This window comes from Sphaerisporangium corydalis, assembly GCF_025506355.1.
Lineage (GTDB): Bacteria > Actinomycetota > Actinomycetes > Streptosporangiales > Streptosporangiaceae > Sphaerisporangium > Sphaerisporangium corydalis.
Genome location: NZ_JANZYP010000012.1, coordinates 67,560 through 80,458, shown reverse-complemented (window position 1 = coordinate 80,458; position 12,899 = coordinate 67,560). Strand labels below are relative to the sequence as shown.

General features: G+C 67.8%; 9 protein-coding genes. 1 reads left to right on the top strand and 8 read right to left on the bottom strand.

Features of this window, described 5'->3' with window-relative positions:
* Positions 1-14: 14 nt before the first annotated feature.
* Genes NYZ98_RS11485 through NYZ98_RS11475 form a run of 3 tightly spaced genes read right to left on the bottom strand, consistent with a single transcriptional unit; the run spans position 15 to position 4,353 of the window.
* Positions 15-1,313 carry a lanthionine synthetase C family protein gene (locus NYZ98_RS11485; RefSeq protein ID WP_262842604.1) on the bottom strand — a complete coding sequence of 433 codons (1,299 nt, stop codon included), beginning with the start codon at positions 1,311-1,313 and terminating at the stop codon, positions 15-17.
* On the bottom strand, positions 1,310-4,150 hold the full coding sequence (locus NYZ98_RS11480; protein ID WP_262842603.1) for a lantibiotic dehydratase: 2,841 nt from the start codon (positions 4,148-4,150) through the stop codon (positions 1,310-1,312). The genes NYZ98_RS11485 and NYZ98_RS11480 overlap by 4 nt, the downstream gene beginning before the upstream one ends.
* Before the next feature lie 50 nt (positions 4,151-4,200).
* On the bottom strand, positions 4,201-4,353 hold the full coding sequence (locus NYZ98_RS11475; protein WP_262842602.1) for a hypothetical protein: 153 nt from the start codon (positions 4,351-4,353) through the stop codon (positions 4,201-4,203).
* A 307-nt stretch (positions 4,354-4,660) separates the two neighbouring features.
* Here NYZ98_RS11475 and NYZ98_RS11470 point away from each other — a divergent pair, with 307 nt between their 5' ends.
* Positions 4,661-6,085, top strand: coding sequence for a hypothetical protein (locus NYZ98_RS11470; RefSeq protein WP_262842601.1), 1,425 nt, complete (start codon positions 4,661-4,663; stop codon positions 6,083-6,085).
* Here NYZ98_RS11470 and NYZ98_RS11465 read toward each other — a convergent pair.
* From NYZ98_RS11465 to NYZ98_RS11445, 5 genes are all read right to left on the bottom strand, one after another.
* Positions 6,082-7,095: an NAD-dependent epimerase/dehydratase family protein gene (locus NYZ98_RS11465; protein WP_262842599.1), complete on the bottom strand. Its 1,014-nt coding sequence runs from the start codon at positions 7,093-7,095 to the stop codon at positions 6,082-6,084. The genes NYZ98_RS11470 and NYZ98_RS11465 overlap by 4 nt on opposite strands.
* Positions 7,096-7,977: 882 nt before the next feature.
* Positions 7,978-9,438, bottom strand: a complete 1,461-nt coding sequence (locus NYZ98_RS11460) for an NAD-dependent succinate-semialdehyde dehydrogenase (RefSeq protein ID WP_262842598.1) — start codon at positions 9,436-9,438, stop codon at positions 7,978-7,980.
* Between the two features lie 14 nt (positions 9,439-9,452).
* Complete coding sequence (locus tag NYZ98_RS11455; protein WP_262842678.1) at positions 9,453-10,688, bottom strand: M24 family metallopeptidase; 1,236 nt, start codon at positions 10,686-10,688, stop codon at positions 9,453-9,455.
* Positions 10,689-10,693: 5 nt separating this feature from the next.
* Positions 10,694-11,662, bottom strand: coding sequence for an NAD(P)-dependent oxidoreductase (locus NYZ98_RS11450; protein ID WP_262842597.1), 969 nt, complete (start codon positions 11,660-11,662; stop codon positions 10,694-10,696).
* Between the two features lie 78 nt (positions 11,663-11,740).
* Positions 11,741-12,802 (bottom strand): alpha/beta hydrolase family protein, encoded by a 1,062-nt coding sequence (locus NYZ98_RS11445; RefSeq protein ID WP_262842596.1) that lies wholly within the window; start codon positions 12,800-12,802, stop codon positions 11,741-11,743.
* Positions 12,803-12,899: the final 97 nt, after the last annotated feature.

Genomic DNA, 12,899 nt, shown 5'->3' with positions numbered 1-12,899 from the left:
CTTCGGTCCTGGGATCACTCGGGGAGCGAAACGGACGTGGGCAGCAGGAGGGCGGCGGTCCATGTCGTGGGCGGCTTGCGGGTGGCCAGTCCGCTCCGGTCGGCCAGAGCTAGGGCGATTCCGGCCGCACCGACCAGGAGCCCCGGCTCATCAATGGTTCTGCCGTGGTCGCGATGCTGGAAGCAGAACGGAAGCTGCGGATCGTACTGCGCGATCAGGGCGTCGGCGGCGAGGTCCGCAGTGACGTGGCTGCCGGTCAGTCCGGCGCAGAGCAGCACTCCCGCGCTTCCGTGACAGACCGTAGGCCCTTCGGTGTCCCATTCACCGGTTCGGACGGCGAGGGCGTCGATCGCGGAGCGAGCCGCCTCGATCAGGCGCGGGTCGGCCACCGCACGACCGGCGGCGAAAAGAGCGGCGCCGATGCCCGGCGCGCCGTAGCACCAGGCGTCGCGGCGGCCTCGGCTACTTGGGCTGGTACTGGTTCCGGCGAGGTCGTCAACGGTGACCTGCGGCGGCCAGCTATCGCCGGCCCGCCACTGGAGCAGCCAATGGGCGGCGGTCCGGATCGCATCGGGCTGCGCGGCGCAACCCCGTCCCGCGAGCTGGCACTCTGCCAGGAAGGCCAAAGGCCCGGCTATCCCGTGAGCGAGTCCGGTGTTCGCGGCATCGCAATTGTGCGGGTCGGAAAGCGCGGCGGGGTTGTGTGGTTGCGGTCTCCACCAGCCGGGTTTGTCCCTGCGAGGTGTTTCGATCATGGTGGTGAGTGAGTTGCTCGCGGCTAGCAGCCCTGATTCGGCGTCGAGGTGTCCAGCTTGGACGGCAGCGAGGAGGATTCGGCCGATTCCCGACAGGCCGTTGATCAGATCGTAGGTCTGCCAGGGCATTCCTGCCTGACTGGCGTCTAGCCAGTCCTGCTGCCAGGCTGCTATCGCGATGGCCCGGGCAGTCAACCACTCGACGGAGCGACGGACCGCCGCCTGGTATGGCCCGGGGTCGGGTAGGTAGGGGGTTCCCAGAATCAGGGAGGCGGCGAGCGCGCCTACACCGTTGAACACTCCGCCTGTCCGTGGAGGCGCGGAGATATTCATACGGGCGGCGCGGGTCCAGTGGAGGTCTGCCGCCGTCGCGAAGCGCGGGTGACACCTGGACAGGCGGGCGTGCAGGAGCGCGGTCCCCGCCAGACCTCGCGACAGAGAGGTCGCCGCGGAACCGGCCGCGGTGATGATCGGTTCGGTATCCAGAAGCCGGTCGGCGATGGCGAGGGCCGCCCCGGCGGAGTCGGTGGTGCGGGTTCCGGGGGAGGTGGTGGTCATCGGGATCCCTCGGTGAGGTGGGTGTGGCGCGCGATCAGGTCGATGGCCAGCGCCCGGATGAGCTGTTCGCGGGCGGGTGCCAGCCGGTTGCAGTGCAGGTGGATCAAGTCCGAGGCGATGCTGGCGCCTCGCGCTGGGGGGAGGACGGAGGCGTAGGCGTACAGCGCCAGTTCCCAGCCGGGCGGGAATGGGTTCCGAGCGGCCTGTATCCGCCGTCTCAGGGTGTTCGCACGCCTGTGGGATTCCCGATCGAGTCGCACGGCTGGGATGGCACCATTGCCGACCCGTCTGGCGATCATGGCCGCCGTGATCGCGGCGATGGTCAGCCGAGCATCCTCCTCTCGGGTGGCGGACAGGACATCGAGGGCCAGCCGACTATCGGCGTCGAAGAATTGTTCCGCTGCGGTGATGGCGGCTGTTCCGCCATATCGCTCGATCTCTTGGTCGTAGGGCTCGACGCAAAAGCTGAAGATCAGACGCTGACGTATGAGATCAGCCGCCCACCGTGACAGGAACGGCAGGACGATGCCATTCACGTCCACGGGGTCGGCGTGGAACCGGACTCGGAGGTGCTCACCGTGCCGCAGGTCGTAGTAACGGAGCCAGAACCATCGGTCCCAGCGCCGGGGTATCTCCCTTACCCGGCGGGCCAGCGATCGCAGGACTTCTTCGTGGCAGCTGGAGGGAGCCTGGATGGCGAGTGACAGCCAAGGTCCACCAGGGAGGTACAGGCCGGCCCCGCGCTGGCGAATCGGAGGCGCGGCCACGGCGGAGACCGGCGGGGAGACGACTCCATCGAGGGAGACGACCAGCTCCAGAATATGGCCCCCGCCGGAGCCGGGGAGGACGGCAGCGGTGAACTGGTCGCCTCCGTGCGGAGCGGTAACGGCCGTAATACCTCGCCGAACATAACGGCCCAGCAGCTCACGATCATCGACCCGCCGCAGATCCAGTAGCAGTTGTCGGTCAACGTCATCGGTGGCCACGACGTCGGGAGGCTGCGGCCAGGCTGTCGACCGCCATGAGGTGAGCGCGGCCTCCCACCGGTCCGAGGTCGCAGCGGCCCACACAAGGTGCTTCGGCAGGACCCAGCGGGCGGGCGTGAGCCAAGAGTCCCGATAGCGGACGGCCGGGGTGAACGGAGCGGTACTGGTCCCCCATGACCAGCAGTGCCAGGGACGCTCCCCCGCGTGGCCCACCAGGGCCAGGAACCGGGCAACCGGCGGAAGTAACGACAAAGCGACCCGTGAGTACAGGACGGGAATGACACGCTGGTCGTGGACCTGTGACCACACGAGAAGACGTCGACCGTCGGAGAAGACCGCCAGGTCCGGGAGATTCAGATCACCGGGCCGCGGCGGGATCCCTACCGGGATGCGGTGGGGGACGAGCCCGGTCCCCGCTGTGACGGATGCCGCGGCGTCGATACGGGGGCGCACCACCAGTTCGGCGACAAGGGCGCCGTCTTTGGTCTCGGGGAACTCTGAGGGCAGTCCGAGCAGTGGAACGAACCGGCCACTGGTCGACAGCGCGTCCTGGGAACCGCCAGACACCGCCAACTGGAATGGGCGGTCCGCCGCCGGTGTGATGTCACCGGCGAGGATGCGAACATAGACCTCCGCGCTACGTGGGACCGCAGCCTTGCTGCGGTTCGTCAGTCGGTCCACGGTCGCTTCATCCAAGACGATCTCGGTCCTGCCCTCGGAGACTGCGTCGGACAGCAACCGAGCCAGTACCGCTTCTCGGCCGACGTCGCCATTACCGGCCCCGATGGGGGCGACAGCGTCGACCGGGCCGAGACCGGTGACGGGATCGAGGACATCCAGAAGCGGAACGGCTTGCGAGGTTCCGTAGCGGGTGAGGAACCGCTGATGGTAGTCGGTGAGCGGGTCGGTGCCCCAGCCGATCCGCCACAGGAGACCGGCGGCTTCAGCGGCCTTCTCCGCCACCTGAACGGGCAGCACTACGGTGGCATCTACAACGGTGTCAACGCGCAGCAGGCGATCCGCCGGAAGGATCGACTGGGCGACGGCGGACGAGCCGGTGAGAAGCTCCAGCCGCTTCAGGCTGCCCGCCCTATGTTCGTCAGCCTCGATGAGACGATCACGGAGCTGTTCCAAAAGGTGGTACTGCGGAAGATCGGCCGGGAGCCGGTCCAGCAAATGTCCCAGAGGATCGGCGCGCGGATCATCGGGGAGGAGATCGTGCAGCAGGAAACCACCATCGATCAGTTCCCGCAGGAACTTCGGCCCCGACCCCGGAGCCGCTTGCGGCCACCGTCTCTCCAGCTCAGCGCTCGCCCATACCGCCGGCAAACCCTCTCGGCAGGCTCGCAGGACGAAGGCGGTCACCTCCGTGTTGCGGACGCTGACCGTCATCGGCTGCGATGGGCCGCCACTCATTGGGCGCTCGATCTCCCAGCGATCTCCTCGCATGAAGGCGAGGTTGCTGGTCGTCAGCCTCGCCTTCGACAACCCTCCGGCTTCGCTTATGATCGAGCGCGCCAACAGGCTCAGCCATTGTGGATCGGGGTTCGTGACGGTTCGGTGATGCGCTCCAAGGCGCAGGTGCGGTTCGTCTGAGAAGACGGCGGGGGCGACACCCGCGAACACTCCGTGTGGGGTGGTGCGTATCCGTGACCGTATGTCGTAGGCGCGCCAGGTCAACGCTCCTGGACCGGAATGGTAGGCCGCGTTCCGCGCCGATCCGCTAGCCACTGTCACCGCTTCGTCGAGCAGTGGGTCCGTACGGTCGGTGTCGTGGCCGAAGTCATCCGCCGGGCGCAGAGGAATGCGCGCCAACGCGCTGCTTCGGGCTGTGAAGATTGGACGGGCCACAGCCAGACTCCCTTGTTGAGGGCCGTGGCCCGTCGCATGGTCAGGTGGCTTCAGCTCTGCGGGTCGGGGTAGCGGCAGGCGGGCTGCGTGCCGCAACCGTTGTCGGTAATCGCATCGACGGCCAGCAGGTTGCCGTCCACCATTCTGGCGTCGAGATCGAACAGATCAATTGTGAGGTCATCCAGGACTTTGCTGCCATTCATGGGACAACTCCATTTCTGGTGGCGCACCAGGTTCGGACCTCTTGGGCGCCGTGGACGGGATGTGTAGCTTTCGTTTTTCCATCGCGTGGTTCTTGGGCGTGAACTGAGCATGACGGGCGACGGAGTGACTTCGGGAGGTCGCCGACGGTGACTTCTCACGGCCCATCGCGACGCCGGTGTGACTTCTGCGTGACGTGTCCGGGACATCTTCGACATGTCGGCCGGATTACCTATCACCGCTGGTCTCGGCCGCTTACGCTGCGGGCGACAGTACGCGCAGGGAAAGGGCCGGCTTGCAGTGGAGCAGGTGGAGGAGACCTACCTCAAGCAGCTTGTCCGGGCACGAGACTTGCTGCCATACAAACGATTTGTCCGTATTTTTGAGAAGACGGCTCGTGATCTCGAGTTGCGTGGGCTCAGCGTAGAGCGGCGCCAGTATCTGCGGTGGTTGGCCGGTGAGCTGAAGGGGCTTCCGCTACCGGATGCCTGTGTGGTCCTACAGACGATGTTCGGCCACCCGGCCAGCAAGTTGTTGACCAAGATGCCTGTCCAGGTGGATGTTCCTGCTCCTGACATGGATGCCGAGACGATCGACTTGTCATCGCAATGCGGTGCAGCACGTTCGACGGCCGAGTCCGTAGCCGGGCGCAACGCCCGCCCTATTCCCCTAAACCTCCGTGAGTTGATGATGTCCGCTGCCGAGAAGTCTCGTGATTCAGCTGCCCATGCAGAAACAGCGCTAGGCCGATCTGCCCTGGAAATTCTTGAGAGCGACGTGGTAGCGCTTGCTCGAAGCTACCTTTCCCAGTCGCCTATCGTAATGTTTCCCAAGATCAGCGACTTACGCACTCAAGTGGAGGGCAAAACACGGCAGACTCGGCACCCGGACCAGCTTCGTCACCTGTCCTTCTTGAATGGTGTGCTGTGCGCTCTGCTGGCGGAGGCGAGCATCGACCTGGGCGAGCACCAGATGGTTAACGACCACGCCTGTGCCGCATGGGTCCACGCCAATAACATCGGGCACGTGCCACTTGCGGTGTGGGCACGTGGCATGCAGGCGACCTCTGCCTACTGGAACGACGCTCCCAATGACGCCCTGGTCGCGATCAGCCGTGCCGAAGAACACCACCCCAGCGGGGTGGCATCGGCACGCCTGAACAGCATCAGAGCACGCACCTGGTCACACCTGGGGAACACTGAGCGGACGCTCCAAGCCGTGCGGAACGCTCAAGATGCCCGTGCCAACGCACGAGACGATGAACACGATGATTTGGCCTACGTAGGCGGCGTCTTCAACTGGGATCGTGTGCGGGAAGAGCGGTGCGCATCAACTGCGGTTCTCGAACTGATCCAGCGCCAGGACGCCGAATTGGACCCGGCGGCATTGCACTGCTTCACCAACCTGATTCTTGCTCATTGCAACCGGGCTCTGACCATGTCACATGCCGCGCCTTTCGAACAGCGCTCCACCATCGTTGAGGCGACCATCCTCTCGGACATGGCCACAGCCCGGCTTTTCCTCGGCGACGTGTCCGGCGCCTGTAACACGCTGCGCCCCGTGTTCAGTCTTCCGGGAGACATGAGAACCTTCCCGGTACTTCACCGGTTGCGAGGGATGCGCATCCCGCTTGCACAGATTCAGGCTACTCGCGCAGTCCATGAACTGACCGAAGCGCTCAGGGACTTCAACGCCGGATCGACGGTGCGGGCGCTTCCTCCGGGGACGCTTTAGCAGGCGGCCTCCGTGCGGGTGTCCCATGTCGCGAGGAGCTCCACTTCCCGTTCGCGCGAGATACCCAGCTCTGCGGCCCGTTCGGATGAGACTGCGGCGCCGCCGCGCAACCATTGCCAGGTGTCAGCGATGGTCTCTTCCAGCGGCCGACATCTCAAGCCCGCGGCCTTGGCCCGGGTAGCGTGCACGTTCCAGGTGCCTTCATAGTCCCGCCATAGGGGCAGGCCGACCCATTCGGGGACACCGTGCTCGCGTAGGAACGCATCCTCGACCCAGATCAGCTCGGCGCTGGAGTGAGTCACCTTGATGCAGGTGTGTAGGAATTGCCCGAATGTGGAGTGGCCGATTGGCGCGGTCACGTTGTACGACCCGGCAAGACCCTGATCGGCGACGTCGAGAGCGAACGCGGCGACGTCGCGTGCGTCCACGGGCTGGATCGGCCAGTCGGGTCGGCCGGGAGCGAGTACCCGGCCTCCGGCAAGGACCCGGTTCAACCACCAGGGGACACGGCCAACGTACTCGTTCGGGCCGAGGATGACACCGGGGCGTAGCAACGCGGCGCGGTCTCCATAGCAGTTAGAGACGGCCTGCTCGCAGCCGGCCTTGAGTCGGCCGTACTCCTCGGCGTCGCTCTCCCCGGCTGGGCCGACTGGGGTGTATTCCCGTACGGGCGAGTCATCAGTGAGCGGAAGCGTGGGCCAACCTTCATAGACGTTGACCGTGGACACGAAGACGTAGCGTGTGGCCGACCCGTGCAGGATGCGGGTGGAGTCCTGGACAAGCGTGGGGGTCATGCCACTTGTGTCGATGGCCACGTCCCAGTCGCCCTGCGCGGCGAGAACTTCCAGGTCCTCAGCGCTGGTGCGATCGCCACGCACGGCCGTGACACCGGGCACGTCGGCACCGGACGCGCCACGGTTGAACGTCGTCACCCTGTGACCGCGGCGAAGCGCCTCTTCCGCTACCGCGCGCCCGAGGAACTTCGTACCCCCGAAGATGAGAAGTCGCATGAGTCAGATCCTGGCGTACTCCCGGGCCGACAGGCCAATCTCCCGTCCTTTCCGTTGACCATGTAGGACGGTCAGGATCACGCACTTACGCCGCCCGTCCATCATGCGCTCCCGACAGATGTCGATAAGGCAAGAGAACGTCAGATCAGGAGCCGAGGGGAACTTGCTTCACTTTCTCTAAGCAGTCGGGACAGACGGGCAGGTCGACCGACCTTGCCACGGCATCCGGGGTGGCCTGCTGGAGAGATCCCAAAGCGGTGACGCCCGGCTGGCGTCCGGTCTCCGGATCGACCAGAAAGGTCGTGACCTCCCCTGGATCAAAACCGAACTCGCGCTTACACCGTAAGAGCGACCTGTCTCCGCAAACCTGAGCGTACGTCTCCGAAATCGCCGGGGACCGCGTTGATCGGAGGCCTGGTGACGTTATCCGCCATGACATCGGCGGCAACGGGAAGGCCAGGGTTTGTGGAGTTTGGTGCGGGTCGGCGGTGAGGGTCGCATTTGGGAGATCGTGCGCCGGAGGCGCTCCATTTTCCCGGTGCGGCGTCCGGAGGCAACCGGAAAGGCGGAAGGTTCGGCCCTGCGGCTGGGATCAGTGGGCGGGTCGGCGGAGGCGGTCATCGGTGAGGGTCGCATCAAGAGATCGCGCGCCGGAGGCGCTCCGTTTTCCCGGTGGACGGTCTTCTGAAGTAAGGCCGAAGGAGGAGTTCGGTTCTGCCGCTAGGTCGGGGGGCGGGTCGGCGGAGGCCGTCAGCGGCGAGGGTCGCGCTGGAAATGACGCGCGCCGGAGGCGCTCCATTTCGGGCGGGCACACCTGAGAGACGTACGGCCCCGCCACTTCGGCGGGACCGTACGTTGTTGGCGGGAATGGGTGGAGGGGGGTTACCAGTTCACGGCGATGTATTTGGCTTCGGTGTAGTCGAGCATGCCCTCGTGGCCGCCCTCGCGGCCGACGCCGCTCTGTTTCACGCCGCCGAACGGGGCCGCCGGGTCGCTGACCAGGCCGCGGTTCAGCCCGACCATTCCCGATTCGAGCCGTTCGCTGACCCGCAGGCCCCGGGCCAGGTCGCCGGTGTACACGTAGGCGACCAGCCCGAACTCGGTGTCGTTGGCCAAGCGGACCGCCTCGTCCTCCTCCTCGAAGGTGACGATCGGCGCGACCGGCCCGAAGATCTCCTCGCGCAGGATCGGGGAGTCGGGGCGCACGTTCACCAGCACCGTCGGGTCGTAGTAGAACCCCGGCCGGTCGGGGCGGACGCCGCCGATGACCGCCTTGGCGCCCTCGCCGACGGCGGCGCGTACGAGGCCGTCGACCTTGTCCACCGCCTCCTGGTTCACCAGCGGCCCGACCTCGGTGCCCTCCTCGGTGCCGGGGCCGACGGTCAGCGCCGCCATCTTCGCGGCCAGCCGCCTGCCGAACTCCTCGGCGACGGGCGACTCGACGTAGAACCGGTTGGCGGCGGTGCACGCCTCGCCGGCGTTGCGCATCTTGGCGATCATGGCGCCGTCGACCGCCTGGTCGAGGTCGGCGTCGGCGAACACGACGAACGGCGCGTTGCCGCCGAGTTCCATGGAGGTGTTGAGCACCTGGTCGGCGGCCTCGCCGAGCAGGACCCGCCCGACTTCGGTCGACCCGGTGAAGGACAGTTTGCGTACCCTCGGGTCGTGCAGCATGGCCGACACGACGGCGCCGGACCGCCGGGCGGGCAGCACGTTGACGACCCCCGGCGGCACCCCGGCGTCGGCGAGGATGGTGGCCATCGCCAGGGCGGTGAGCGGTGTGTCGCTGGCGGGCTTGAGGATGACCGTGCAGCCGGCGGCCAGGGCGGGGCCGATCTTCCTGGTCGCCATGGCGGCGGGGAAGTTCCACGGCGTCACCAGCACGCAGATGCCGACCGGCTGGTGGACGACGACGATGCGGTTGGCGCCCGAGGGCGCCGTGACCACCGACCCGTTGCCCCGCACGGCCTCCTCGGCGTACCACCGGAAGAACTCGGCGGCGTAGGCGACCTCTCCCCTGGCGTCGGGCAGCGCCTTGCCGTTCTCCAGGGAGATCAGCAGGGCGACGTCCTCCGCCCGCTCGGTCATCAGCTCGAACGCCTTGCGCAGGATCTCGGCACGCTGCCGGGGCGCGGTGGCGGCCCACGGGCCGGCCGCGGCGTGCGCCGCGTCGACGGCCGTGATGGCGTCCTCGACGGTGCCGTCGGCCACCGTGGTGATGACCCGCCCGGTCGCCGGGTCGAGCACGTCGAACCGCCCGCCGTCGCCGGCCGGGACGGCCTGGCCCGCGATGTACAGGTCGGTGAGCAGGTCGCCCACCGTCACCTGGCTCTTGTCTCCCATGGGTGACCCTTTCTTCAGTACGGGTTGGCGACGACCAGGCTCTGGGCGGGGAACAGCGTGAGGACGCGTGGCCCCTGCTCGGTGATCACGATCTCCTCCTCGATGCGGGCCGCCGAGAAGCCGTCGTCGGCCGGGCAGTACGTCTCCAGCGCGAACACCATGCCGACCTGGAGTTCGATCGGCTCGCGCATGCTGTTGAGCCGGGAGATGATCGGCCGTTCGTGCAGGCCGAGTCCGAGCCCGTGGCCGAACTGCAGGCCGAACGCGGCCATCTCGTCCTCGAATCCGAACTCGGTCGCGGCCGGCCAGACGGCGGCCACCTGGTCGGTACCGGCCCCTGCCCGCACCGCGCCGATCGATGCGTCCATCCACTCGCGGGCCCGGGTGTAGGCGTCGCGCTGGCTCGGGGTGGCGCTGCCGACGCTGAACGTCCGGTAGTAGCAGGTGCGGTAGCCGTTGTAGGAGTGGATGATGTCGAAGAACGCCTGGTCGCCGGGGCGGATCAGCCGGTCGGAGAAGTTGTGCGGGTGGGGGTTGCACCTCTCGCCGCTCACGGCGTTGACGGCCTCCACCTGGTCGGAGCCCATCTCGTAGAGGCGTTTGTTCGCCAGCGCGACGATCTCGTTCTCGCGGATCCCGGGTTTGAGCACCTCGACGATGTCCTGGTACACGCCGTCGACCATGGCCGCGGCCTGGGTGAGCAGCATGATCTCGTCGGCGGACTTGATCAGCCGGGCGTCGAGCATGAGCTGCTGGGCGTCCACGACGGACAGGCCCTGGCGTTGCATCTCGAACAGGAACGGCGGCTCGACGATGTCGACGCCCACGGGGGCCCCGGCCAGGCCGGCGTCCTCCAGCATGCCCTTGATCTGGCGGATCGCGCTTTCCATGAGCCCGGCCGTGGGGGCGATGGCGCCGCGCATGCCGAGCATGCCCGCGTGGCAGTCGGCCGGGTCGAGCCACGGGCTGTACAGGCGGTGGTGGCGCGCCGCCGACCCGAAGTCCCACAGCTTGGGTTCCTCGCCGCGGATGAGCAGGGCGTACCTGGTCATCTTGTCGCCGAGCGCGCCGCCGATCCAGGTCTGGGTGGTGTAGCGGATGTTGTAGAAGTCGAAGAGCAGGAAGGCGCCGCACTCGCTCGCCTCCAGGGCCGCGCGCGCCCTGCCCAGCCGGTGGTCCCGGAGCCGGCCGAAGTCGACGCGCTGCTCGTAGTCGACCCCCATGTGCCCGGGCGCGGGCAGCGGGGCCATGGCCGTCACAGCGCGTCTTTCCCGGCGGCGGCGCCGAGGCCGTCGTCGACCACGACGTTCTCGGGTTTGAGCGTCATCCCCGAGGCGGCGGCCTGGAGGTCGAGCAGGATGGAGAAGTCCTCCTCGGTGCGCCCGCTGCCGACGCTGGCCTGGACGAGCTGGGCGGTGAGGGCGGTGACGGGCATGGGCACGTCGAGGCGGCGGGCGGCGGCGAGGCCGAGGTCGAAGTCCTTGCGCAGCAAGATCGGGGTGAACGTCGGGGTGTAGTCGAGGTTCACGAACGCGGGCGACTTGTAGCGGGTGAACGCCGACCCCATGACGCTGTTGTTCAGGAACTCCAGGAAGGCGTGCCGGGGGACGCCGCCCTTCTCGGCCAGCACGGTGATCTCGGCCAGCGTCTGGGTGACCACGCCCAGCATCAGGTTGTGGGCGATCTTCACCAGGCGCGCGAGGTCGCCTTCGCCGACGTAGGTGACCGACCTGCCGATGTGCCTCAGCAGGTGGGCGACCTTGTCGTAGGTCTCCTTGGGCCCGGAGACCACGATGCTGAGCGCTCCGGCCCTGACGACCTTGCCGTTGCCGCTGACCGGGGCGGCGAGGAACCCGACCCCTCGTTCCTCGCACGCGACGCGCATCGCGGCCGACGACTCGGTGGAGACGGTGGAGCAGTCGACGACGATCCCGGGGAGGTTCCCGGGGTCGGTGAGCAGCCCGCCCTCGCCCAGCAGCACCTGTTCCAGGTCGGCCGGGGTGGAGACCATCGTGAGCACGACGTCCTTGCCGCGCAGGCCGGCGATGGTCTCGCAGACCGCGGCGCCGTCCCGCTTGAGGGGCTCCGCCTTGGACAGGGTGCGGTTCCAGGCGGTGAGGTCGACGCCGGCCCTGGCGACGCGTTGCGCCATCGCGACGCCCATGCGGCCGGTTCCGATCCAGCCGACCAGCGGACCGGGAGCGCTCGTAGTCGAATCAGTCATCTGGTTCCGCCTCTGCAATCGTTTGCTGCACAAATTAGGAGGTGATCACGCGCCTGTCAAGAAGGCGCGGCCGGGGGCTCAGCGCAGCCGTTCGGCCACCCAGTCGGCGGTGTACGGGCGGTGCCACGGCGAGACGTTGGCGCAGCCGTGGTTGCCCTGTTCGAGCATCAGCAGCTCCACGCCGCCACCGCCCGCGGTCGCCGCGAGCCGCTCGGCCTGCCGCCACGGGATGAGCCGGTCCCGGCGCCCGAACACGATCAGCAGCGGCACCCGGATCCGCTCGGCCTGGCCGTCCATGCTCAGGGTCGAGGCGATGCGGTGCGCCTCCTTCTCCGAGGCGGCACCCGACCTGACCTGGAACGTCTGCCGGGTGAGGTCCGGAAGCCCGTCCCAGCACTCGCCGAAGTCGTAGGGCCCCGCCAGGGCAACGCAGGCCCTGACCCGGTCCCCGACGGCGGCGGCGACCCGGGGCGCGTAGTACCCGCCGAGGCTGACGCCCCACACCGCGATCCTGGACGCGTCGACGTCCGGCTCGGCGGCGAGCGCGTCGAGGATCGCGTGCCCGGGTGCCGACCAGTCCCCCCGGATGGGCAGGTCGTACTCGGCCTCGCCCTGCCCCGGGCCGTCCACGCTGAAGGTGGCGATCCCTCGCCGCAGGAACGTCTCCTCGGTGGAGCGCAGCTCCTCCTTGGCCGAGTCCAGGCCGGACAGCATCACGACGGCGGGGTGCGGACCGGGTCCGTCCGGGAACCGCAGCACGCCGGCGAGCACGGTGCCCTCGAAGGGGATCTCGACCCGGCGGCCGGACGGGGACAGGTGCGGCAGGGCGGTGGTCAGGCAGTCGACCGCACGGCGGTGCGCCTCGCGCATCTGGTCCAGGTCCTCCACGAACACGAACTTGGCGAAGTGGTGGTAGACCGAGGCGCGGGACAGGTGCTGACCGGCCGAGACGAACCGCTCGGCGGCCAGGGCGTCGCGCCCGAGCGTCTCGTGCTCGGCGGCGACCGCCGACCAGGACGCGCACCAGTCGGCCCAGTGTTCGAGCCCGCCGGTGACGCGCTCGAAGTCGGAGACCGTCACCCCGTTGGCGATGAACCGGGGCGCCCAGTGCGCGATGGCGGAAGCGACGCGATCATCCATGAGTGGACCACCAATCTTCGTACTTGCAAACGAGTGCGGTCTCGTCCATTGTGAGTCGACCGTCACGACCCGAACCGCTCGGGACGGGACGGACTTG